The 22,281-nt window shown below is 64.8% G+C and carries 19 protein-coding genes and 1 pseudogene; 6 read left to right on the top strand and 14 right to left on the bottom strand.

What is annotated here, in order from left to right; all coding sequences use genetic code 11:
- Positions 1 to 60 precede the first annotated feature (60 nt).
- The 9 genes and pseudogenes from JQ572_RS07180 to JQ572_RS07140 form a co-directional block, all read right to left on the bottom strand.
- Positions 61 to 1,542, bottom strand: a complete 1,482-nt coding sequence (locus JQ572_RS07180; protein WP_211382238.1) for a sodium:proton antiporter — start codon at positions 1,540 to 1,542, stop codon at positions 61 to 63.
- Positions 1,496 to 1,900 (bottom strand): annotated as a pseudogene (locus JQ572_RS07175) (alpha/beta hydrolase); the annotation flags it as partial. The gene JQ572_RS07180 and the pseudogene JQ572_RS07175, both read right to left, overlap by 47 nt.
- Positions 1,901 to 2,153: 253 nt before the next feature.
- Positions 2,154 to 3,551, bottom strand: coding sequence for an NAD(P)(+) transhydrogenase (Re/Si-specific) subunit beta (locus tag JQ572_RS07170; RefSeq protein WP_211382237.1), 1,398 nt, complete (start codon positions 3,549 to 3,551; stop codon positions 2,154 to 2,156).
- A 38-nt stretch (positions 3,552 to 3,589) separates the two neighbouring features.
- Positions 3,590 to 3,907 carry a proton-translocating transhydrogenase family protein gene (locus JQ572_RS07165; RefSeq protein WP_211382236.1) on the bottom strand — a complete coding sequence of 106 codons (318 nt, stop codon included), beginning with the start codon at positions 3,905 to 3,907 and terminating at the stop codon, positions 3,590 to 3,592.
- An 11-nt stretch (positions 3,908 to 3,918) separates the two neighbouring features.
- A complete protein-coding gene (locus tag JQ572_RS07160) occupies positions 3,919 to 5,046 on the bottom strand; it encodes a Re/Si-specific NAD(P)(+) transhydrogenase subunit alpha (RefSeq protein ID WP_211382235.1) in 1,128 nt (375 codons plus the stop codon).
- 134 nt (positions 5,047 to 5,180) lie between these two features.
- A complete protein-coding gene (locus tag JQ572_RS07155; protein WP_008546229.1) occupies positions 5,181 to 5,333 on the bottom strand; it encodes an aa3-type cytochrome c oxidase subunit IV in 153 nt (50 codons plus the stop codon).
- A gap of 96 nt (positions 5,334 to 5,429) precedes the next feature.
- Positions 5,430 to 5,822, bottom strand: a complete 393-nt coding sequence (locus tag JQ572_RS07150; protein ID WP_211382234.1) for a type II toxin-antitoxin system death-on-curing family toxin — start codon at positions 5,820 to 5,822, stop codon at positions 5,430 to 5,432.
- A gap of 12 nt (positions 5,823 to 5,834) precedes the next feature.
- Positions 5,835 to 6,059: an AbrB/MazE/SpoVT family DNA-binding domain-containing protein gene (locus JQ572_RS07145; RefSeq protein ID WP_211382233.1), complete on the bottom strand. Its 225-nt coding sequence runs from the start codon at positions 6,057 to 6,059 to the stop codon at positions 5,835 to 5,837.
- A 113-nt stretch (positions 6,060 to 6,172) separates the two neighbouring features.
- Positions 6,173 to 8,125, bottom strand: a complete 1,953-nt coding sequence (locus JQ572_RS07140; protein WP_211382232.1) for a M3 family oligoendopeptidase — start codon at positions 8,123 to 8,125, stop codon at positions 6,173 to 6,175.
- A gap of 127 nt (positions 8,126 to 8,252) precedes the next feature.
- Between JQ572_RS07140 and JQ572_RS07135 the strand changes: the two genes are divergently transcribed.
- From JQ572_RS07135 to JQ572_RS07125, 3 genes are all read left to right on the top strand, one after another.
- Complete coding sequence (locus JQ572_RS07135; protein WP_211382231.1) at positions 8,253 to 9,749, top strand: sigma-54-dependent transcriptional regulator; 1,497 nt, start codon at positions 8,253 to 8,255, stop codon at positions 9,747 to 9,749.
- Between the two features lie 362 nt (positions 9,750 to 10,111).
- Positions 10,112 to 12,322, top strand: a complete 2,211-nt coding sequence (locus JQ572_RS07130; RefSeq protein WP_211382230.1) for a L,D-transpeptidase scaffold domain-containing protein — start codon at positions 10,112 to 10,114, stop codon at positions 12,320 to 12,322.
- Between the two features lie 287 nt (positions 12,323 to 12,609).
- Positions 12,610 to 14,232, top strand: coding sequence for a peptidoglycan L,D-endopeptidase MepK (locus JQ572_RS07125; protein ID WP_256805691.1), 1,623 nt, complete (start codon positions 12,610 to 12,612; stop codon positions 14,230 to 14,232).
- Positions 14,233 to 14,348: 116 nt separating this feature from the next.
- Here JQ572_RS07125 and JQ572_RS07120 read toward each other — a convergent pair whose 3' ends face one another.
- The 4 genes from JQ572_RS07120 to JQ572_RS07105 all read right to left on the bottom strand — a co-directional run bounded on the left by JQ572_RS07120 (position 14,349) and on the right by JQ572_RS07105 (position 17,462).
- Positions 14,349 to 14,768, bottom strand: a complete 420-nt coding sequence (locus tag JQ572_RS07120; RefSeq protein WP_211382228.1) for a DUF1801 domain-containing protein — start codon at positions 14,766 to 14,768, stop codon at positions 14,349 to 14,351.
- Positions 14,769 to 14,815: 47 nt separating this feature from the next.
- Positions 14,816 to 16,582: an adenylate/guanylate cyclase domain-containing protein gene (locus JQ572_RS07115; RefSeq protein ID WP_211382227.1), complete on the bottom strand. Its 1,767-nt coding sequence runs from the start codon at positions 16,580 to 16,582 to the stop codon at positions 14,816 to 14,818.
- Between the two features lie 116 nt (positions 16,583 to 16,698).
- On the bottom strand, positions 16,699 to 16,971 hold the full coding sequence (locus tag JQ572_RS07110; RefSeq protein ID WP_200295726.1) for a DUF2312 domain-containing protein: 273 nt from the start codon (positions 16,969 to 16,971) through the stop codon (positions 16,699 to 16,701).
- Between the two features lie 188 nt (positions 16,972 to 17,159).
- Positions 17,160 to 17,462, bottom strand: a complete 303-nt coding sequence (locus JQ572_RS07105) for a DUF1244 domain-containing protein (RefSeq protein WP_211382226.1) — start codon at positions 17,460 to 17,462, stop codon at positions 17,160 to 17,162.
- A gap of 181 nt (positions 17,463 to 17,643) precedes the next feature.
- Between JQ572_RS07105 and JQ572_RS07100 the strand changes: the two genes are divergently transcribed.
- Both JQ572_RS07100 and pyk read left to right on the top strand, forming a co-directional pair.
- Positions 17,644 to 18,231 carry a DUF1036 domain-containing protein gene (locus JQ572_RS07100; RefSeq protein WP_211382225.1) on the top strand — a complete coding sequence of 196 codons (588 nt, stop codon included), beginning with the start codon at positions 17,644 to 17,646 and terminating at the stop codon, positions 18,229 to 18,231.
- Entirely contained in the window at positions 18,228 to 19,664 is a 1,437-nt protein-coding gene (gene pyk, locus JQ572_RS07095) for a pyruvate kinase (RefSeq protein WP_211382224.1), read from the top strand. Before JQ572_RS07100 ends, pyk begins: the two co-directional genes overlap by 4 nt.
- A 151-nt stretch (positions 19,665 to 19,815) precedes the next feature.
- On the opposite strand, the gene JQ572_RS07090 is transcribed toward pyk, so the two are convergent.
- Positions 19,816 to 20,496, bottom strand: a complete 681-nt coding sequence (locus tag JQ572_RS07090) for a TetR/AcrR family transcriptional regulator (protein ID WP_211382223.1) — start codon at positions 20,494 to 20,496, stop codon at positions 19,816 to 19,818.
- Between the two features lie 289 nt (positions 20,497 to 20,785).
- Between JQ572_RS07090 and JQ572_RS07085 the strand changes: the two genes are divergently transcribed.
- Positions 20,786 to 22,279 carry a hypothetical protein gene (locus tag JQ572_RS07085; protein WP_211382222.1) on the top strand — a complete coding sequence of 498 codons (1,494 nt, stop codon included), beginning with the start codon at positions 20,786 to 20,788 and terminating at the stop codon, positions 22,277 to 22,279.
- The last annotated feature ends 2 nt before the right edge of the window (positions 22,280 to 22,281 follow it).

The following is a 22,281-nucleotide window of genomic DNA, read 5'->3' as shown; positions in this document are numbered from 1 at the left end:
CTGAGGTGCGATGAAAGTTCATCACACCTCAGCCGAGCAGTAGCAAATCGGGCGGCAGATTCAATGCCAGTGCAGGATCGGCGCGACCGGCAGCAGCGTCAGCAGCAGGAACAGCGGGATCAGCACGGCACCGGCGCGCAGGAGATAGCCGAAAAAGCTCGGCATCTCGATGCCGTTCTCGCTGGCGATGCTGCTCACCATGAAGTTCGGCGCATTACCGATATAGGTGAGCGCGCCCATATAGACCGCGCCCATGGAGATGGAGGCGAGCGTGCCCGAAAGCTGATGCATCAGCACTTGCGGGTCGCCTCCGGCGAGTTCGAAGAACAACAGATAGGTCGGCGCATTGTCGAGGAACGCCGACATCAGGCCGGTGAACCAGAAATAGGCAACCTCGCGCGGCGTGCCGTCCGGCGCGGTCACGGCCGACAACAGCCAGGCAAACGCGCCGTGATGGCCGGCATCGAGCATCGCAATGACCGGGATGATCGCGACAAAGATGCCGGCGAACAGTTTCGCGACTTCGCGGATCGGCTCCCAGGTGAAGCCGTTGGCCTGCCGGTGCTCCTCCGGCGTCAGCCACACCGACAGGGCCGCAATGGCCAGCAGCGCCGCGTTGCGGGCGATGTCTTCCAGCTCCATCGTGGTTCCGAGAACGTCGAAGGCGACGCCGGGCTTCCACATCGCCGAGGCCAAGAGGCTCGCCACGATGGCTGCGATCAGCACCAGGTTGACGAGGCCGCGGATTCGGACCGGCTTGGTGGGACCTGTATCGCCCGGCGGCGGCTCGCTGCGGAAGTGCCAGACGTCGACGGCGACGAAGATCGCCAGCAGCAGTCCGGCGACGATCGCCGTCTGCAGCCAGATGGTCCGCGTGGTCCAGAAGAAGTCGATGCCGTGCAGAAAGCCGACGAACAGCGGAGGATCGCCGAGCGGGCTCAGCGCGCCGCCGACATTGGCGACCAGGATGATGAAGAAGATGACGACGTGGGCGTTGTGGCGCCGTGGCCGGTTGGCGCGGATCAAGGGGCGGATCAGGATCATGGCCGCCCCCGTGGTGCCGACGATGCTCGCCATCAGCGTGCCGAGCGCGAGGATGCCGGCATTCGCCGCCGGCGTCGCCTTGATGTCGCCCGTGACGAGGATGCCCCCTGCCACGACATAGAGCGAGAACAACAACACGATGAAGCCGAGATATTCGGCGAGCATGGCGTGAACGAGCGCGGCCAGCGTCGCCATGCTCCCGGCAAGGATGACGAGCAAGGCCAGTGCCAGCAGCGACCAGGCCGCGGCGATCTTGCCGTAATGATGGTGCCAGAATTTTGCAAACAAAAGCGGCCCGAGCGCGATCGACAGCAGCAGGCCGGCAAACGGCAGCGCGTAGGGCCAACGCATCGCCGCGCCGTCGAGCCCGGTCGCCGCCCATGCGTGCTGCGGCAGCAGCACGACAAGGATCGCGGTGATCAAACCGGTCCCGCGCCAAACAACAGGCCGTCTAGGAAGCAATGAAGCGCCTCGCCTTTTCGATCGCACCGAAAGCATCGAGATTGTCGTGTCCGCCGCCCGCAAAGCGAACGAACTGCTTCGGTTCATGCGCGAGCGCGAACCGACGCTCTCCGAACACGATCGAAATGGCAAGGTCATTGGTGCCATGCATGACCAATAGCGGCACAGTGACGCGCGCGATGCGGTCGTCGGAGTGGAATGGATCGCGCATCAGCAGGCGGACCGGAACGAACCAGAACGTCAAAGCTGCAACGTCGACCGTCGACGTATAGGGAGCTTCCAGGATGAGTTTTCCAGCGAGATGCTCCGAGGCGATCGCGACTGCCACGCCCGTCCCGAGCGAAAAGCCCCAGGCGACGATTCGTTCCGCCGCGTAGCGCGCGGTGCGACGGGCGGGATCGGAAACAGCATCCCGCGCTGCCTGACATACAGCACGAGAAGACCGGCGCAATAGCCGGTCACGAGCAGGATGGTGATCCACTTGACCATGGTCATGACGATGCGGCCCGGTCCCCGGTTCAGGACTTGGCACCGCTCCGCAGCCATTTCATGACATCGGGCCACATGACATCGGGCTGGAGTCTCGCTGGAACGTCACCCCAGCCGCACGCCGCCTCGTGAGCGGCGTGCCATGCGACGCGCTGGCGCTACATCGCCTTGACGATGTTCTCGGTGACCTTCTTGGCGTCGCCGAGCAGCATCATGGTGTTGTCGCGATAGAACAGCGGATTGTCGATGCCGGCGTAACCCGAGGCCAGCGAGCGCTTGATGAACATCACGGTGCCGGCCTTCCAGACCTGGAGCACGGGCATGCCGTAGATCGGCGAGGTCTTGTCCTCCTCGGCCGCCGGATTGGTGACGTCGTTGGCGCCGATCACGAAGGCGATGTCGGCCTGCGCGAATTCGGAGTTGATGTCCTCGAGCTCGAACACCTCGTCGTAGGGCACATTGGCTTCGGCCAGCAGCACGTTCATATGGCCGGGCATGCGGCCGGCGACCGGGTGAATGGCGTACTTCACCTCGACGCCTTCCTTCTTCAGGATGTCGCCCATTTCGCGCAGCGCATGCTGGGCTTGCGCCACCGCCATGCCGTAGCCGGGCACGATGATGACCTTCTGCGCGTTCTTCATGATGAAGGCCGCGTCGTCCGCCGAGCCGAGCTTGGCGGGCTTCTGCTCGCCCGTAGCCCCGCCCGCTGCGGCGGTCTCGCCGCCGAAGCCGCCGAGGATGACCGAGATGAAGGACCGGTTCATCGCGTGGCACATGATGTAGGACAGGATCGCACCGGACGAGCCCACCAGCGCGCCGGTGATGATCAGCGCGGAATTGCCGAGGGTGAAGCCGATGCCGGCCGCGGCCCAGCCGGAGTAGGAGTTCAGCATCGAGATCACGACCGGCATGTCGGCGCCGCCGATCGGGATGATCATGAGCACGCCGAGCGCCAGCGCGATGATGACGATCAGCCAGAAGTCCACTGCGCTGCCGGTCAGCACGAGGCCGACGATGAAGACCACCAGGGCCACGGCAAGCGCGATGTTGATGACATGGCGGAACGGTAGGATGATCGGCGCACCGCTCATGCGCGCGGACAGCTTCAGGAACGCGATCACCGAGCCGGTGAAGGTCAGCGCGCCGATGGCGACGCCGAGCGACATCTCGACCAGGCTCTGCGGATGGATGTTGCCGGGGCTGCCGATATCGAAGGCCTCGGGCGCGTAGAACGCGCCGGCGGCGACCAGCACCGCGGCCATGCCGACCAGCGAGTGGAAGGCGGCGACCAGTTCCGGCATCGAGGTCATCGGCACGCGGCGCGCAACGACCGCACCAATGCCACCGCCGATCGCGATGCCGACGATGACGAGAAGCCAGGCAAGGCCATCCGCCGGCGGATGGTTGGCAAGGGTGGTGGCGACCGCGATCGCCATGCCGATCATGCCGAACAAATTGCCCTGGCGCGACGTGGCCGGGCTCGACAAACCTCGCAGCGACAGGATGAACAGCACACCCGCCACGAGATACAAGACTGCAGACAGATTGGCGCTCATCTCAGGTCCCCATTCGCCAGTTCACCCCGAGGTGACGCTTACTTGGCCTTCTTCTTGTACATCCCCAGCATGCGCTGGGTGACAAGGAAGCCGCCGAAGATATTGATGCAGGCAAAGATCAGCGCCACGAAGCCGAAGGCTCGGGCCCAGCCCGAGCCGCTCGAAACATTCGCAACCCCGCCGGCGAGCAGCGCACCGACCACGATCACCGAGGAGATCGCGTTAGTCACGCTCATCAGCGGCGTATGCAGCGCGGGCGTGACCGACCACACCACGAAATAGCCGACGAAGACGGCGAGAACGAAAATCGACAGCCGGAAGACGAAGGGGTCGACGACCTGTGCAATGTGCTCCATGGCGGCTCTCCTTAAGCTTTCGGCTGGAAGTTCGGGTGGATCACGGCGCCGTCCCTGGTCAGCGCGGTGGCCTTGACCAGTTCGTCGTCCCAGTTCACGGCGAGCTTCTGCTCCTTCTTGTCGACCATGGTCTCGATGAAGGAGAACAGATTGCGCGCGTAGAGGCTGGAGGCCGAGGCAGCGACGCGGCCGGCGACGTTGGTGTAGCCGACGATCTTGATGCCATCGAGGTCGACGACCTCGCCGGGCCTGGCGCCCTCGACATTGCCGCCGCGCTCGACGGCGAGATCGACCAGCACCGAACCCGGCTTCATCGACTTGACCATCTCGGCGCTGACGAGCTTCGGCGCGGGCCGGCCCGGGATCAGCGCCGTCGTGATCACGATGTCCTGCTTCTTGATGTGCTCGGCGGTGAGCGCGGCCTGCTTGGCCTGGTATTCCTTCGACATCTCCTTGGCGTAGCCGCCGGCGGTCTGCGCATTCTTGAATTCCTCGTCCTCGACGGCGAGGAACTTCGCGCCGAGCGATTCCACCTGCTCCTTCGTTGCGGGCCGCACGTCGGTGGCGGTGACGATCGCGCCGAGACGGCGCGCGGTCGCGATCGCCTGGAGGCCGGCGACGCCGACGCCCATCACGAACACCTTGGCGGCAGGCACGGTGCCGGCCGCCGTCATCATCATCGGGAAGGCGCGGCCGAAAGCCTCGGCACCCTCGATCACGGCACGGTAGCCGGCAAGGTTCGCCTGCGACGACAGCACGTCCATCACCTGCGCGCGCGTGATACGCGGCATCAATTCCATCGCGAAGGCGGAGACGCCTGCATCGGCGATCGTCTTCAGCGCGGCCTCGTTGCCGTAGGGGTCCATTATGGCGATGACGAGCGCGCCGCGCTTGTACTGCGCGAGCTCGGACGCCTCGGGACGCTTCACCTTGATGATGATGTCGGCGTCCTTCAGCGCATCGGCGCTGACGGTGGCGCCCACGGCGGTGAATTCGGAATCCGGAAGGCCCGATTTGAGGCCGGCGCCCGGCTCGACGGCGATCTCGACGCCCAACGCCCTAAACTTCTTCACCGTATCAGGCGAAGCGGCAACGCGCGGCTCCGACGGATCGATTTCTTTGGCAACGGCGATCTTCATAGGCCCTCCGGCGACGCGGAAAAGCGCGCACGCAACTTAGCGTCACTCCCGCAACGTTGGATACCGGTTTTCAATCCGGCTTGATTGCAAATTTTCTGGGCACCGACGACGCTGGCGGTGCGGTAGGCGATGGATCAGGTCAGGAAGATCGCCATCAGGATCACGATGAGCGCGACGGAAACCGTGCCGTACTTCACCAGCTTGATGAAGCCCTCATAGGTCTGCTCGTGGGCAACGTAGTCGTTGCCGTCGGCCGTGGTGTAGGCCACTTCGCTATGGTCAGCCATGGATTGTCCCCCGTCGAAAGTCGAATTCCCGGCTGGCAATAGCGCAAACCGCCGGGCAGGGCAACGGCGGCCAGGCGCGGTTTCACGCAAATCAGGTCATTTGGAATCCAGATTGTCGCGGATCCAGCGAGTGAGGCTCTGCTCGCTGACTTCGCCAGCGGCGAGCGAGAGGATGATGGTGGTCGCCTCCGCAGGATCGGGACTGAAGGCAACACCGTTCTTGTGGAGGAAGACCATCAACGCCATGAAGGCGATGCGCTTGTTACCGTCGACGAATGCGTGGTTTTTCGCAAGACCGAATGCATATGCCGCAGCAAGCTCTTCCAGCGGGGCCTGCTCATAGCGCCATTTGATCGGCCGCTCCAACGCTGAACGCAACATTCCTTCGTCGCGCAATCCCGGCGCACCGCCAAAGCGCCGGAGTTGTCGACCATGAATTGCCACAGCCTGCTCGTAGGTGATCCAGAGCGGCTCCTCGGGCTCGCTCATTTAAACGAGCCCTTACTTCGCGAGCGCCGCGAGAGTGTCGCGATATTTGTCCATGATCTCGTCGGCGATTTCCATCGTCCGCTCGAAATCGGGATCATACGGCAGCAACTGGAAACCACCGCCGGACAATTCCACGATGTGGAGTTGCTGTCCACGCTTGAGATCGAGCCGCTGCATCAACTCGCGCGGCAGCAACAGACCATCCGAATTGCCGATTTTCCTGATCTCGATCTTCATGACTTCCCGCCCGCTCGCACGTTATACATTTGTATAACATCGGTCGGACGGAAGTTCAACAAATGTTTTACTAGCCTTCCGCTGGCGCCAGGACTGAGCCCAGCCCCCCGCCCTCAGCCCATCGCCTCCAGCTCATCGATCATACCTGCGATGACCGACAGCCCCCCGTCCCAGAATTTCGGATCCTTGGCATCGAGGCCGAACGGCCGCAGCAGCTCGGAATAGTGCTTGGTGCCGCCGGCGGCGAGCATGTCGAGATAGCGTTCGGCAAAACCCTCGGCCGCGTTCTCGTAGACGGCGTACAGCGAGTTCACGAGACAATCGCCGAAGGCATAGGCGTAGACGTAGAACGGCGAATGGATGAAGTGCGGAATGTACATCCAGTAGTTCTCGTAGCCCGCCTTGATCTCGATCGCCGGCCCGAGGCTCTCGCCCTGCACCGAGAGCCAGATCTCGCCAAGCCGCGTTGCCGTGAGCTCGCCGTTCTTGCGCTCGGTGTGGACCGCGCGCTCGAAGGAATAGAACGCGATCTGCCGCACCACGGTGTTGATCATGTCCTCGACCTTGCCGGCGAGCAGCGCCTGGCGCTGCTTTGCGCTCTTGGTCTGCGCCAGCAACCGGCGGAAAGTCAGCATCTCCCCGAACACGCTTGCGGTCTCGGCCAGCGTCAGCGGCGTCGGCGCCATCAGCGCGCCGTTCCTGGCGGCCAGAACCTGGTGCACGCCATGGCCGAGTTCGTGCGCAAGCGTCATCACGTCGCGCGGCTTGCCCTGGTAATTCATCAGCACATAGGGGTGGGCCGACGGCGTGGTCGGATGCGAGAAGGCGCCCGGCGCCTTGCCGGGCCGCACCGGCGCATCGATCCAGCGGTCGGTGAAGAAGCGCTCGGCGATATCGGCCATTTTCGGCGAGAAGCCGCGATAGGCCGTGAGCACCATGCTTCGCGCGTCGGGCCAGCCGATGATGTCGGTCGCCGCAAACGGCAGTGGCGCGTTGCGGTCCCAATAGGCCAGCCGTTTCTTGCCGAACCACTTCGCCTTCAGCCCGTAATAGCGATGCGACAGCTTTGGATAGGCCGCACGCACCGAAGCGACCAGCGCATCCACCACTTCGCGCTCGACGCGATTGTTGAGATGGCGAGAATCCGCGACGTCCTTGAAGCCGCGCCAATTGTCGGAGATGTCCTTGTCCTTGGCGAGCGTGTTGGTGATCAGCGCAAAGGTGCGCTCATTGGCCTTGAAGGTTTTGGCCAGCGCTTCCGCAGCGCTCTTGCGCTTGGCGCCGTCGCGGTCCTGCAACAAATTGAGCGTCGGCTCGATCGCGAGCTCCTTGGCCCCGACCTTGAAGCGCAAGCCCGAGATGGTCTGGTCGAACAGCCGGTTGAAGGCGGAATAGCCGGTCTGCGACTTCTCCAGGAAGAGCTGCTCGAGCTTGTCGTCGAGCTGATACGGCTTCTCCTTGCGCAGATCCTCGATCCAGGGACGGTAGTGCGCGAGCTCGGCGGCCTGCATCGCACGGTTCAAGATATCGTCATCGACACGATTGAGCTCGAGCGCGAAGAACAGCAGATGCGTGGACGCGGTCGTCAGCCGCTCAGAGACATCACCGTAAAACTTTGAAATCGCAGGGTCCACGCTGTCGCCGGCATGGACGAGACCGGCATAGGAGCCGAGACGGCCGGCCAGATCGTCGATCGCCTCATAGCGTCGCACGGCGCCCGCGAGCCATTTTCCGCCATCTTCATTTGCTGTGCCTGTCGCGAGCTTGCCCTTGTAGTCGGTCTCGAACGCGACGCAATCGGCATCCATCTTCTCGAGATCGCGCGCCACTTCCGGCGCATCGATCCCGGAATAGAGATCGGCGAGGTTCCACTCCGGAAGCTTGCCGGTCTTGATCGCAGGCTTGGCGCGTGAAGATTTGGCGCGTGAAGGTTCGGCGCGTGAAGGTTTGGAGGGCTTTGCCTTGGCAGCGGATTTCTTGGTGCTCGGCTTGCGGACGGCGGCTTTGCTCGGAACGGGCTTCTTGAGAGCAGGCTTTTTAACGGCAGACTTGGAGCGCGAATTCATTGTGTGGGAAACCTGTGTTCAACAATCGCGACGGCGGGCGGGGGCACCAAGGTTTAAGAGTGCGTTAATCGGCTTCGGCCAGAGTGCCCCGATTCGAGACAGATAGTAGTAGCGTGCGGGGAACACCATGGCTGCCAGTATTTTGATCGCCGACGACGACGCTGTAGCCCGCCGGCTGGTCGAGAACATGGTGCAGAAATGCGGCTATGAGACGGTCGTCGTGGACTCCGGCGACGCCGCGATCGCCGCCCTCACCGCCCCTGACGCACCGGCCATCGACGGCGTCATCCTCGATCTCGTGATGCCCGGGCTCGACGGCATGGGCGTGCTGGCGAAAATCCGCGAAGCAGGCCTCAGCATCCCCGTCATCGTGCAGACCGCCCATGGCGGCATCGACAACGTGATCTCGGCGATGCGCGCGGGCGCGGCCGACTTCGTCGTCAAGCCGGTCGGCCTGGAGCGGCTTCAGGTTTCTCTGCGCAATGCGCTCAACGCATCCGCGCTCAAGGGCGAATTGCAGCGCATCCGTCACAGCCGCGAGGGCCGGCTGACCTTCTCCGATATCATCACCCGCGCCGAGGCGATGGCGGGCGTGATGCGGACCGCGCAGAAGGCGGCAGGCTCGTCGATCCCCGTGCTGATCGAGGGCGAGTCCGGCGTCGGCAAGGAGATGTTCGCGCGCGCCATCCATGGCAGCGGCGAGCGCAAGGCAAAGCCGTTCGTCGCGGTCAATTGCGGCGCCATCCCCGACAACCTCGTCGAGTCCATCCTGTTCGGTCACGAGAAGGGTGCCTTCACCGGCGCCACCGAACGCCACACCGGCAAGTTCGTCGAAGCTCATGGCGGCACGCTGTTTCTGGACGAAGTCAGCGAGCTGCCGCTGGCCGCGCAGGTCAAGCTGCTCCGCGCGCTCCAGGAAGGCGCGGTCGAGGCGGTCGGCGGACGCAAACCGGTCAAGGTCGACGTCCGCATCATCTCGGCGACCAACCGCAGGCTGCTGGAGCGGGTGAAACAGGGACATTTCCGGGAAGACCTGTTCTATCGCCTGCACGTGCTGCCGCTGACGATCCCCTCGCTGCGCTCCCGGCGCGAGGACATCCCGCATCTGCTCCGGCATTTCCTGGCGCGCTTTGCCGCCGAGGAGAACCGTCCCATCACCGGCATCAGCGGCGAGGCCGTCGCACACCTGGCCCAGCTCGACTGGCCCGGCAACATCCGCCAGCTCGAAAACGCGGTCTACCGCGCCGTGGTCATGAGCGACGGTGACCAGCTTGGCCTTGCCGACTTCCCCCTTCTCACGTCGCAGCCGCATCACGCGACGGAGATTCCGACCGCGCCGCTGATGCTCGAGCCGATCGCGGCGCCCTCCGTGGTGTCAGGAAATGAAATACCGATTGCGCCGTTCCCCCTGACGGGGACCCTCCCCATGCTGACCGCGACCGGCGACGTCCGCCCGCTGGAGGAGATTGAGAACGAGATCATCCGTTTCGCGATCTCGCATTACCGCGGCCAGATGTCCGAGGTCGCCCGCCGCCTCAAAATCGGCCGGTCCACCCTCTACCGCAAACTCGACGAGGCCGGGGTTCCCGGCCATGGCGGCAAAAGCGGTGAGGAGACGCACTGAGCCTGATGCGAACGGAGGTTCGTTCGGCCGGTGCGCGGCGACTGTAAGCCGTTCGCATGACGACAGAATTCGACTGCGGCGTGAACCGTGACTTGGAAGTGACAGACACAGGGAAAAGCGCGTGGCAGAGACGCACAATCCGTTGCAAACGGGCTTCCTTGAAGTCAGTTTGTCGTGAGTTGTCCCGGGTAGCGCTGGCTGCGAAATCGGGGCCTGTATATCGTCTGCGTAGGATTCGTCTCCGTAGGAATCGTTGCGTGCAGGCGTGCAACTTTCGAGAGGCCGGCGCAGTTTAGCCGAAGCTCAATAGACGATAACGAAGCTGTTCCACGAGGGACAGTTCACCCGAGGGGTGCGACACAATGCGTGACTGTTTGAACCACCGTGCAGGCCTCGACCGTGTCTTGATGACGGTCGCTGCGACCTTCCTCACGGTATCGGCCAGCTCAGCCTTGGCCCAGGATCAGGCGCGCAGCAGCGCTGCCGAGCTTGCGATCGAAGCCGCGATCCCGCGCCCCGAGCCCGCAAACGTCCCGCCTCCGACCGCCTCCGACATCAAGCTCGACGCCACCGCCACGGTTCAGGAACCGGCCAAGGAAGCTGCGAAGGAGCCCGTCAAGGCGGAAGCCGCACCGGCCCCGGACAAGGTCGAGACCAAGCCTTCCGACGTCGCCACAACGCCTGCCGAGGCGCCGAAGAGCGAGACGGCGAAGACTGAACCAGCGAAGACCGAGCCTGCCAAGATTGAGCCTGCCAAGGCCGACACCGCGACCACAACGCCGGCCGCGCCCGCCACGGCAGCTGCTCCGGCCTCGGAGCCGGTCAAGGCCGCGAGCAATGTTCCCGCCGCCGACCAGCCGGTCGCCGACAAGCTCAAGGACATCATCGGCGCCAAGACCTCGCGCCATTTCGACCGCAAGAACGAGCGCGCCGCCGTCGAGAAGTTCTACGGCGCACGCGACTTCGCGCCGGTCTGGACGCAAGCCGGCAGCCTGACCGCTGCGGCCAAGGGCTTGATCGCGCGGCTGAAGGACGCGGCCTCCGACGGCCTCAACCCGGCCGACTATCCGGTGCCGGATTTCGCTGCCGCGACGAGCCCCGACGCGCTCGCCGATGCCGAGCTCAAGCTCACCGCCAGCATGTTCGACTATGCGCGCCAGGCCCAGAGCGGCCGCATGCACTGGTCGCAGGTCAGCGGCGACATCCTCTATCCCGAGCATCCGGTCGACCCGAACGAGGTGCTCGCCAAGATCACGACCGCGACTGACGCCTCCGCTGCGCTCGACAGCTACAACCCGCCGCAGAAGCTCTACAAGGAGCTGAAGGCCAAGCTCGCGGAGCTCCGCGGCCAGGGCAACGGCCCGGTGATCGAGATCGCCGATGGTCCCGCGCTGAAATACACCCCGGCCCGCGGCAAGAAGCAGGCTGAAATCGTCGTCGAAGATCCGCGCGTGCCGCAGCTCCGTGCCAAACTTGGCATCGCCGAGAACGCGAGCGACACCCGGTATGACGCGACGGTCGCCGAAGCCGTGCGGAAATTCCAGACCAGCGCCGAGATGAAGGCGACCGGCATCCTCGACGACAAGACCGTCAAGGCGATCAACACCCCGAAGCGCGACAAGCAGATCGACGTGGTGCAGGTGAACATGGAGCGCTGGCGCTGGCTGCCGCGCGACCTCGGCGTACCCTCGCTGGGCGATGCCTATGTCATCCTCAACATTCCCGACTACACGCTGAAGGTCATGCAGCGCGGCCAGCAGGTCTGGACCACCCGCGTCGTCACCGGCAAGCCGGGCACGCACGCGACCCCGCTGCTCACCGAGACGATGAAGTACATCACGGTCAATCCGACCTGGAACGTGCCGCCCTCGATCGTCTACAACGAATATCTGCCGGCGCTTCAGCAGGACCCGACCGTGCTGCAGCGCATGGGCCTCAAGCTCGAGCAGAACCGCGACGGCTCGGTGCACATCTCGCAGCCGCCGGGCGAAGCCAACGCGCTCGGCCGCATCCGCTTCAACTTCCCCAACAAGTTCCTGGTCTATCAGCACGACACGCCGGACAAGAACCTGTTCGCCAGGGACGAGCGCGCTTTCAGCCATGGCTGCATGCGCGTGCAGAATCCGGATCAGTACGCCTCCGTCCTGCTCAACATCACCATGCCGAACGAGAAGTACACGCCGGAGCGCGTGCGCAGCATGTACGGCAAGAGCGAGGTCGACCTGAAATTCCCGACCCCGATCCCGGTCAACATCACCTATCAGACCGCGTTCGTGGATGACGCCGGCAAGCTGCAATTCCGCAAGGACGTCTATGGCCGCGACGCGACCATGATCAACATCCTGAAGAACGGCCGCGGCAAGGATCTCGAGAACGTGGTGGCGCACTCCCAGCCCAGCTATTCGCGTCCGTCGACGACGCTGCCGCCCGGCGTGGCGGTGGCCAACAACGGCGGCGGCTTCGGCTCGTCCGGCCCGAACTTCTTCGAGCGGCTGTTCGGGGCTCCGACGACCCCGCCGCCGCCGGCTCCGGTCGGCCGCCGTACGCAGCAACAGCGGGTGTTCACCCGCTGAGCCGGGCCGGCCCGGCGTCTGTTTTTTGAAATTCTGCAATAAAATCAGCGACCTCATCCTCTGGATGGGGTCGCTTAACGTTAACCATTCTCCATCCGACCTCGGGCAGCGGGCGTTTTTTTGCCACACTCAGCCGGTTAGGTTCGTATTCTGACTTGGTTTGGGGGCGGGAAGGTCAACCTCAAATTAACCTTCTCGCTTTAACAAAGCGTTCATCCTCTTTCGCGCGCTAACGGGGTTGGCGGGAGAGTCCATTTTGAACGCTGGTCGACTGGGTGGGCTCTAACGTGCTGACTGGTCTCGCACGCCAATTCGCTGTGCTGTCGTTGTCCCATGCGGGAGTGAAGGCCGGATCCCGGATCGGCCTTGCTTCCGTATTGCTGTTTGCTGCCGCGGGTTCGGTTCATGACGCGGCGGCGCTGAACGAAACCAAGACGCTCTCGTTCCACCACACCCATTCCGGCGAAGACCTCACCGTCACCTTCAAGCGCGAAGGGCGCTACGACGAAACGGCGCTGAAGCAGCTCAACCACTTCCTGCGCGACTGGCGCACCCAGGACGAGACGGTCATGGACCGTCACCTCTTCGACATCCTCTGGGAAGTCTATCGCGACGTCGACGCCAAGCAGCCGATCCAGATCATCTCCTCCTACCGCTCCCCTGCCACCAACGCCATGCTCCGCCGCCGCTCCTCCGGTGTGGCGCGCTTCAGCCAGCACATGCTGGGGCATGCGATGGACTTCTACATTCCGAACGTGCCGCTGGAGCAGATCCGCTTCGCCGGACTGCGCCTCCAGCGCGGCGGCGTCGGCTTCTATCCGACCTCCGGCTCGCCCTTCGTGCATCTGGACACCGGCAGCATCCGGCACTGGCCGCGCATGACGCATGACCAGCTCGCCCGCGTCTTCCCGGACGGCCGCACGGTGCATGTCCCGGCCGACGGCACGCCGCTGAAGGGCTATGAGCTCGCCAAGGCCGACATCGAGCGCCGCGGTAGCGGCGACGATTCCGGCAGCAAGCCGAATTTCTTTGCCGCATTATTCAGGGGCAAGTCGGCTCCGGCCGCCACGAGCAGCGACGAGGATGACGAGGGCGCGCCCGCCGCGAGCGCGAAGCCAGCCGCGCCGACCGTGGTCGCCGCCGCAGCCAGGCCCGCCGATCCGGTGCCGACGCCGCGCGCCAAGCCGTCAGTGGCCGCCACGATCCAGCTCGCTTCGGCCGATGCGCAGATCGTCGCGCCGCCCAGGCCGAAGCCCGCGCCCGTGGCTGACAAGCCGGCAGCCGGCAGACCTGCCGACAGCAAGCCCGAGACCCCCGCCGACATCATCAATGCCCGCGGTTTCTGGGACACCCCGGCCACGCCGCAGCAGGCGACGCCGGCGCAGATCGCCGCGCTGAAGGCACGTCAGGCGCTTGCTTCCGCCACCGATCCGCAAGCAACCGCGAGCGTCTCCAACGCGGCCTATCAGGCGCTGGCCTATGCGCCGGCGTCCGCATCGCCGGTCGACCGCGCCAACGTCGTCGCTGCCTCCGCGCCGATCCCGCGCTCCGGTCGCCCCGCCTCCGCGGCGCGCAACCTTGCGCCCGCGACCGAGATCAACACGGTGGTCGGCAAGCGCATCGACGGCATGGTCGCGACCGCGACCCGGCTCTCCGCGGCCAAGGGCGAGAGCATCTGGCTCAAGATCGTGATGCTGTCGCCGAGCGCCAGCCGCGCGATGTCCGTCACGCTGATGGGCGAGCTCGACACCGCCGCAATGCGCGCCTACTTCGTCAAGCCGCAGTCCGTGATCGCCGTGGGGTTTGTCGACGATCCGATGCAGGGCATGTCCTGCGACAGTTTCACGGGCACTGCGACCGCAAAGCTCGAGACGACGTCGTTCGTCATGCGGACGGCTTCGCTGCGCTGACGTCTTGGAGCGATGCTAAAGCGCGATGAGATTGGGATGAATCGTCATCGCGCTTTAGGTTCTTGTTTGAGCATGATCTTTTCGGAAAACCGCTTCGCACTTTTCCGGATCATGCTCTAGCGCTTCCGCCGCCGATCCAGATGATACGTGAGCGCTAGCGATAGACAGACCGATAGCGGCTGCGTGGACAGCTTGCCCGACATCGGCAACAACAACGCCCTGGTCTGCCGATATTCGAACTGATCGGGAAAGCGCTCGCGGAACGTATCGACCAGCGTCGTCCTGCAATTGAACAGAATGGCGGCGTGCTCGGAATCCTTTACGCGGCCGAGCCGGATGGTGCTGCCGCTTCCGGACTGCTCGGTAAGATAGGCCGGTTCGCCCCATTTCAACGTCTCGGTCAGCGGACCGACGTCGCCATGCGCCTTGGCTGTCGCAAAGATGAGCTTGCGCACGTCGAGAAGGCGCCGGCGGATCGGCAATGGAAAGTCGTCGAAGGCCCGGCTCACCTCGCGCGGCAACAGCGGCTCAGTCACGTTCTCACTCTCGATCGATCGCCAATCGGTCTCCGCTGCGCGCCGGATCAAGCCGGCAGGCCTGCCCTGAGAAGGCCCGCCTCGTAGCGCTGACGATCTACGTCGCGCTTATAATGCTGGGTAGAGAGATGATTGGCCACCGAAAATGCCGGTTCACGCTTGAGAACTTCGGCTGCGTGCGCGCCAGCGGCAATTGCGTTGCCCATTTGCGCGAAGATGCCCGCAAGGAACGCGTGATGGGTGTGATCGGGGCGTGTGATCCGTGAGAGGGCCTCGGCGGCTTCGGCGTATTTCTCGGCACAATAATAGGCGCGCCCGAGATGGCTCCAGAAGCGTTCCGGGTGATACGGGTTGAGCCGCATCGCCTTCTTGATCCAGTCGACGCCCTCTTCAGGTCGGCCCAACCAGGTCAGGAGTTCGCCCTGTTGCACCACGACCAAGTCGTAGTTCGGGTTGAGCGCAAGCGCCCGCTCCTGATGGTAGGTGGCCTTGTCATGGTCGTCGCGGTTCAGATTGAGCGCCGCGAGGATGCGGTGGACGTCGCTGTCATTGTCGTCGAGGACCAGCGCGGTCTCCAGCTCTGAAGCGACCTTCTGGAAGGTGACTTCGCGATCCGCGCACCAGCTATAGACCCAGGTCTGGCCCAGGACGCACGCCTTCCACGCGTGTGCGTGAGCATAGTTCGCATCGAGTTCGAGCGCCCGGTCGAGCAGAAGTTGCGCCCGCGCATTGTCTTCGCGATTGGAACGATGATGCAAGACCTTGGCGGCCAACACGCATTCATAGGCCGCCATGTTGTCCGTGGGCTTGCGGTTCGCCCGATCGTGCGTCGCCGCCTCGACGCGGCCGGGCAACGTGGCGACGATCGCCCGTGTCATCTCGTCCTGGATGGCGAAGATGTCTCTGAGCTCGCCGTCGTAGCGTTCGGCCCAAATGTGCCGGTCGGTTTCCGCATCGATCAGCTGTACGGTGACGCGAACGCGATCTCCGGCCTTTCGCACACTGCCCTCGATGACATAATCGACGCCGAATTCGCGGCCGACGTCCTGCACCTTGACCGCCTTGCCCTTGTACACGAAGGTCGAGTTGCGGGAGATCACCAACAGGTCGTGGAAGCGTGAAAGCTCGGTGATGATGTCTTCGGTCAGGCCGTCCGCAAAGAACTCCTGCTCCGGGTCGCCGCTCATGTTGGCGAAGGGCAGCACCGCGATGGACGGCTTCTTCGACTTGCCTGTCGTCTTTGCAGTGCCCTTCGTGCCGACTGGCGTGCTTGCCGGACCCTCCTCCAGCCGTATCCGGTAGACGCGGATTGGACGGGCGATGTTCTTGACGTTCTGCTCGCCGATATCCTCGAATGCAACGCCATCAAGGCGCTGGCCGAGTTGGTCGCGCACCGCGCTCGAGATGCAGATACCTCCAGGCTCGGCCAGTGCCTCCAACCGTGCCGCGACGTTGACGCCGTCGCCGAAAATATCGTTCTGGTCGACGATCACGTCGCCCAGATTGATGCCAATGCGGAATTGCATCCATCGCGGCGGCGTGACGTCGGCATTGCGTCGCCCCATCCGGCCCTGAATTTCAGCGGCACACAGCACGGCGTCGACGACGCTATGGAATTCGACGAGCATGCCGTCACCCGTCGTCTTGATGATGCGGCCGTGATTTTTGGCAATGGCCGGATCGATGAGCTCGATCCGGTGGGTCTTGAGGCGTGCGAGCGTACCAGCCTCGTCCACCTCCATGAGCCGACTAAAGCCGACCATGTCAGCCGCGAGGACGGCTGCGAGCCTGCGCTCTGGTCCAGGCACGTCCATTGCTCGGTCCCTTCACCGAGCACTCTAGCAGACGTGCGGATTTTGCCCAAGCCGGGTGCGCTGCAAATTGCGGCGGGACGAGGTCCTCCTACCGCTGACGCAGCGGCCTCATCGCCTCAGATCATCCCCAGCGCCTGCATATAGGTTTCGAGAATCGTCTCGGCCTCGGCGCGCTCGTTGGGATCCTGCTTGCGCATCCGCACGATGGCGCGCAGCGCCTTGACGTCGTAGCCGTTGCCCTTGCTCTCGGCATAGACGTCGCGGATGTCGTCGGAGATCGCCTTCTTCTCTTCCTCCAGCCGCTCGATGCGCTCGATGATGGATTTGAGCTGGTCCTTGGCAAATTTCGTCGCGGGCTCGTCGTCGCGGACGGCGGCGGAGGTGGCCATCTTGGTACTCCCAATGGAACTGGCAAAACGAGGTGACGCCGGCATCCGTCACCGCGCGTGCTGGGTAGACCCTTAGGGTTGGTGTCCCCTGCGTTCAAGCAAGCATCGCGCTCGTCCACAGCGCGCCCACACCTTCCTTCGGCAAGGCGAAGAAAGCTGTTGTGTGGTGCGACTCAGGCCGCGCGAATTCAGTGCCCGGGATGGACCTTCTTCATGGCCTCGATCTGCTCGGCCGTGGCCGTGCCCTGGTATTTCGACTTCCAGGTCTCGTAGGGCATGCCGTAGACGGCCTCGCGGCTCTCGTCCTTGCTTAAGGGCACGCCTTGCGCGTCCGCAGCATCCTTGAGCCAGTTGGACAGGCAATTGCGGCAGAAGCCCGCCAGATTCATCAGGTCGATGTTCTGGACGTCCGTCCGCGTCTTCAGATGATCGACCAGGCGCCGGAAAGCGGCGGCCTCGAGCTCCGTTCTGGTTTTGTCGTCGATTGCCATGGCTGGATCCCTCGGCTTGCGAATTGGACTGACCCGGATGGTGGTCACCATTACGGGATCAGGTGGGGCCTTGTCACAGATTTTGCCATATCGCGGGTCAAACGGAGCTCGAACCCGGCTTTGGGGCCGTTCCCTGGGCCCTACGCCAAATCGTCAATGATCTGATATAGCTTCCGCGACAATGATCGCCGAATCTCCCCGCTCCCCCCTTCGCCTGCTCGCCCGGTTGGTCCCGGTGCTGGTGGTTGGCCTGCTGTGCCTCTGGGCCAGCCCGGCCTCCGCCGATTTCCGGCTTTGCAACAACACATCGAGCCGGGTCGGCATCGCGCTGGGCTACAAGGATGCCGAGGGCTGGACCACCGAGGGCTGGTGGAACATCTCCTCCCGCTCCTGCGAGACCCTGCTGCGGGGAACGCTGGTCGCCCGCTTCTATTACATCTACGCCATCGACTACGACCGCGGCGGCGAATGGTCGGGCCAGGCCTTCATGTGCTCGCGCGACAAGGAATTCACCATCCGCGGCACCGAGGATTGCCTGGCGCGCGGCTACGACCGGACCGGCTATTTCGAGGTCGATACCGGCGAGCAGCGGGCCTGGACGGTGCAGCTCACCGACGCCAATGAGCAGCCGTCACAACAGCAGCGCTTGCCCGGCATGCCCGGCCCCGTCGGTCCGGGTGGCGGCGTTCCGGGTTTGCCCAATGGCCCGCCCGGTGCTACCCCCCCGGGCTCGCCCGGCCTGCCACCCCCGCCTGGAAATAAGCCATGAGGCGTCTTCGCCGTATCAAGATTCTCGCGACCCTGGGACCTGCCTCTTCAGACCTCGCGATGATCCGCCGCCTGTTCGAGGCCGGCGCCGACCTGTTCCGCATCAACATGAGCCACACCCCGCATGACAAGATGCGGGAGCTGGTGGCGACGATCCGCAACGTCGAGAGCAGCTATGGCCGGCCGATCGGCATCCTGGTCGACCTGCAGGGGCCGAAGCTGCGGCTCGGCGCCTTCGCCGAGGGCGCGGTCCAGCTGCAGAACGGCCAGACCTTCACGCTGGATTCCGACAAGACGCCGGGCGACACCACCCGCGTCCAGCTCCCGCATCCGGAGATCCTGGCCGCGCTGCGGCCGGGCCATTCGCTGCTGCTCGACGACGGCAAGGTGCGCCTGATCGCCGAGGAGACCTCGAAGGAACACGCGGTGACGCGCGTCGTGGTCGGCGGCCGGATGTCCGACCGCAAGGGCGTCAGCCTGCCCGACACCGACCTGCCGGTCTCGGCGATGACACCGAAGGACCGCGCCGACCTCGAGGCGGCGCTGGTCACCGGCGTCGACTGGATCGCGCTGTCCTTCGTGCAGCGCGCCGACGACGTCATCGAGGCCAAGAAGATGATCCGCGGCCGCGCTGCTGTCATGGCCAAGATCGAGAAACCGCAGGCGATCGACCGCCTCGCCGACATCCTCGAGGTCTCCGACGCCCTGATGGTGGCGCGCGGCGACCTCGGCGTCGAACTGCCGCTGGAGCGCGTGCCGAGCCTGCAGAAGCAGATGACGCGGATGGCGCGCCGCGCCGGCAAGCCGGTGGTGATCGCGACCCAGATGCTGGAATCGATGATCCAGTCGCCGGTGCCGACCCGCGCTGAGGTCTCCGACGTCGCCACCGCCGTCTATGAGGGCGCCGACGCCATCATGCTGTCGGCGGAATCGGCGGCCGGAAAATTCCCGGTCGAGGCGGTCTCGACCATGAACCGCATCGGCGAGGAGGTCGAGCGCGACCCGATCTACCGCTCCGTCATTACAGCTCAGCGCCCGGCGCCGGAAGCCACCGCCGGCGACGCCATCGCCGACGCCGCGCGGCAGATCGCCGAGACATTGGACCTGCCTGCCCTGATCTGCTGGACCAGCTCGGGCTCCACCGCCGTGCGCGTGGCGCGCGAGCGGCCGAAGCCGCCGATCGTGGCGATCACGCCCAACATCACCGCCGGCCGTCGGCTTGCGGTGGTCTGGGGCGTGCATTGCGTGGTGGCGGAAGATGCGCGCGACCAGGACGACATGGTGAGCCGCGCCGGCCAGATCGCGTTCCGCGACGGCTTCGTCCGCGCCGGCCAGCGCGTGCTGATCGTCGCCGGCGTGCCGCTCGGCATTCCCGGCACGACCAACATGGTGCGCATTGCCTCGGTCGGCCCCGATGGCGGCGCCGATATTTAGGTCCGCCGGCACGCGGCAAGACAAAAACGTCGAAAACAACCCCATGCACAGTAGCCGGCTGGTCCGGCGAAGTTGCCTGGGTTTCCCGAAAAGACGCGCTCAGCCAATGGCCTGAGCGCGATCAGGCCTCCAGCCCCGGCCTGCCCGGGCTCTACGCCCCGACCAGCGCTTTCGCCGCCGGCAGCAACGTCTGCTGCACGACAAGACCACGGGCGCGGGCGTCCATGACGCCGACGGCACGCAGCGCCAGCAGCGTCACGGTCTGCACGGCATCGCGCATCCGGGCTGGATCTTCGAGATTATCGGGCGCGAGCGGACCCACCAGGGCCTCCTGCAGCGCACCGAGCAGCGCGGTGGCGGCGAGCGCGGTGTCCTGCGCGGGCAGGTGACCGGCACGCACGGCGGCGTCGATCCGCGAGGCGATCTCGCCGGCGATCTCGCGGCGGCTGGCCAGGCGCGAGGCGCTGACATCGACGTCGACAGGCTCGGCCACGATGCCCCACGCCAGCCTGCGCTGCGACAGGGTATGGACCGCCACGGTGGTCACCGCCGCCGCCAGCGCCGAGGATGGCCCCGGCGCGGCATCGGCCGCCCGGCGGATCGCCGCGAGCTCGTCGCGGGAAACTTCGGCGATCAATTCGGAGATCAGCTCGGCCTTCGAGGGAAAGTAGCGGTAGACCGTGCCCGCCGCGACATTGGCCCGGACCGCCACCGGCGCGATCTGCACGGCGGCCATGCCCCCTTCCGACGCCGCCTCACGCGCGGCCGCCAGAATGGCGCTCCGTCGGGCCGCGAGGCGCTTAACAACTTGATGCGTCCGCCGATAAACCATGGCGCGCTACCTGTCCCCAGCTCCCGGTCCCGTGCAAAGCCCGGCCGGATGCTTCTTCACTTTCGCCCAAATCGCCCTCAAGAACTGAACAACTATTCACGGCGCATGACAAGATGCAAATCAGCATATGTGCGCCACGCAGCTCCGAGGCGCAGGTGCGCAGGTAAACGCATCCTTGCACGGCGCGGCGGCCGCGCGACGCTCCGGTTTACCCCAACTTAAAAGCGATCATGCTCAGGTGCCGATGCTCGCGCGCTGTTGCGCGTTGTCGTTCAGCCCCGAGAGTGCCATGTCGATTTCGATCACAAGCAGCCTGCCTGTCCGCGGCGTTGCGCGCTGGCTTTTGCCGCTCTGCATCGGCGCCGGCGTCTACCTCTTCTTCCTGGGCATCGGCGACATCATGCTGCGGGATTCCGATACGCTGTGGCAGATCACGATCGGGCAATGGATCCTCGAGCACCGCGCACTGCCCTATACCGACATCTATTCGTTCACGCGAGCCGGCGAGCCCTGGATCTCGAGCTCCTGGCTGTCGCAAGTCCTGTTCGCGCTGGCTTACGAGCCGTCGAACTGGTCGGGCGCGGTGATCCTGACCTCGCTCGCGATCGGCGTGACCGCGGCGATCTTCGTCTATCTGCTTGAGCCCTATCTGGAGCCCGCGCGCGCCTTCCTGCTCGTCACCCCGCTTCTCTTCATGTCGATCGGCCACTTTCTCGCCCGCCCGCACATGCTGGCGCTGCCTGTCATGGTGGCCTTTGTCGGCGGGCTGCTGGCGGCCGCCGACCGGCGCACCGCGCCCTCCTGGCTGCTGCTGCCCTTGATGGCGCTGTGGGCCAACCTTCACGGCGGCTTCGTCATGGGACTGGTCCTGATCGGACCGATTGGCCTCGATGCGATCGTATCCGCCGATCGCAAGGACCGGTTTGCACTGGCCTCGCGCTGGGCCTTGTTCGGCGTTGTTGCGCTCGCCGCAAGCTGCTGTACGCCCTATGGCTGGAACACGCCGCTCGCATCGGCGAAAATCCTCAGCCTGGGCAAGCTGCTCTCGCTGATCTGGGAGTGGATGCCGGCCGATTTCAGCTCGTTCGATTTGTTTGGCGCCAGCCTGCTCGGATTGATCGCCATCGGCTTTTACAGCGGCTTGGTGCTGCCATGGACCCGTATTCTCCTGCTGCTCGGCCTGGTCTGGGCGGCACTCAACCACGTCAGAAACATCGAGGCCTTTGCGCTGCTGACACCGCTCGTGCTGGCAAAGCCGTTCGCCGAGCAATTGGGCGTGACGAGAGCGGCCGCGCTCGCGCGGACCGAAGCGCGGTCCTCCTTTGCAGTGACCGCGATCGCGGCGCTCGCGATCGTCGCGGCCGCCTGGAGCATCACGCGGTCCTATGCCACGCCGACCCGGTATGCCTTTATCGGCAACCAGTCTCCCGTGGCCGCGGTCGACCTGCTCGAGCGGCGCCACGCACAGCGCATCTTCAGCACCGCTCCGATCGGGGGTTATCTGGTCTCGCGCAACGTCAAGACCTTCATCGACGGCCGCGCCGAGCTGTACGGCGAGCAGTTCGTGCTCGACTATTTCGACGCCGTCGAGGGCAAGAATGCGGAGACCCTGCTGCGCCTGCTCGACACCTACCAGATCGACGCGACGCTGCTGAACGGCTGGATCCCCGCCGCAAGGATCATGGACCATCTGCCGGGCTGGAAGCGGATCTACACGGATGACATTGCCGTGGTCCACGTGCGCGACGACGCAGCGGCGAAGCCCTCCTCCACATCGCGATGAGG

Origin of the sequence: Bradyrhizobium sp. SZCCT0153, assembly GCF_018129995.1 — a bacterium.
Lineage (GTDB): Bacteria > Pseudomonadota > Alphaproteobacteria > Rhizobiales > Xanthobacteraceae > Bradyrhizobium > Bradyrhizobium japonicum_G.
The sequence above is the reverse complement of the archived record's forward strand: the minus strand, read 5'-3'. Positions and strand labels throughout refer to the sequence as shown.

Bases quoted from the DNA above. Each gene is read 5' to 3' on its own strand.
- JQ572_RS07085 (WP_211382222.1), top strand. From the start codon at position 20,786: ATGTCGATTTCGATCACAAGCAGCCTGCCTGTCCGCGGCGTTGCGCGC.
- JQ572_RS07165 (WP_211382236.1), bottom strand. From the start codon at position 3,907: ATGGAGCACATTGCACAGGTCGTCGACCCCTTCGTCTTCCGGCTGTCG.
- JQ572_RS07115 (WP_211382227.1), bottom strand. From the start codon at position 16,582: ATGGACGTGCCTGGACCAGAGCGCAGGCTCGCAGCCGTCCTCGCGGCT.
- JQ572_RS07110 (WP_200295726.1), bottom strand. From the start codon at position 16,971: ATGGCCACCTCCGCCGCCGTCCGCGACGACGAGCCCGCGACGAAATTT.
- JQ572_RS07140 (WP_211382232.1), bottom strand. From the start codon at position 8,125: ATGAATTCGCGCTCCAAGTCTGCCGTTAAAAAGCCTGCTCTCAAGAAG.
- JQ572_RS07160 (WP_211382235.1), bottom strand. From the start codon at position 5,046: ATGAAGATCGCCGTTGCCAAAGAAATCGATCCGTCGGAGCCGCGCGTT.
- JQ572_RS07100 (WP_211382225.1), top strand. From the start codon at position 17,644: ATGATCGCCGAATCTCCCCGCTCCCCCCTTCGCCTGCTCGCCCGGTTG.
- JQ572_RS07150 (WP_211382234.1), bottom strand. From the start codon at position 5,822: ATGAGCGAGCCCGAGGAGCCGCTCTGGATCACCTACGAGCAGGCTGTG.
- JQ572_RS07105 (WP_211382226.1), bottom strand. From the start codon at position 17,462: ATGGCAATCGACGACAAAACCAGAACGGAGCTCGAGGCCGCCGCTTTC.
- JQ572_RS07180 (WP_211382238.1), bottom strand. From the start codon at position 1,542: ATGCTTTCGGTGCGATCGAAAAGGCGAGGCGCTTCATTGCTTCCTAGA.
- pyk (WP_211382224.1), top strand. From the start codon at position 18,228: ATGAGGCGTCTTCGCCGTATCAAGATTCTCGCGACCCTGGGACCTGCC.
- JQ572_RS07130 (WP_211382230.1), top strand. From the start codon at position 10,112: ATGCGTGACTGTTTGAACCACCGTGCAGGCCTCGACCGTGTCTTGATG.
- JQ572_RS07170 (WP_211382237.1), bottom strand. From the start codon at position 3,551: ATGAGCGCCAATCTGTCTGCAGTCTTGTATCTCGTGGCGGGTGTGCTG.
- JQ572_RS07090 (WP_211382223.1), bottom strand. From the start codon at position 20,496: ATGGTTTATCGGCGGACGCATCAAGTTGTTAAGCGCCTCGCGGCCCGA.
- JQ572_RS07135 (WP_211382231.1), top strand. From the start codon at position 8,253: ATGGCTGCCAGTATTTTGATCGCCGACGACGACGCTGTAGCCCGCCGG.
- JQ572_RS07155 (WP_008546229.1), bottom strand. From the start codon at position 5,333: ATGGCTGACCATAGCGAAGTGGCCTACACCACGGCCGACGGCAACGAC.
- JQ572_RS07145 (WP_211382233.1), bottom strand. From the start codon at position 6,059: ATGAAGATCGAGATCAGGAAAATCGGCAATTCGGATGGTCTGTTGCTG.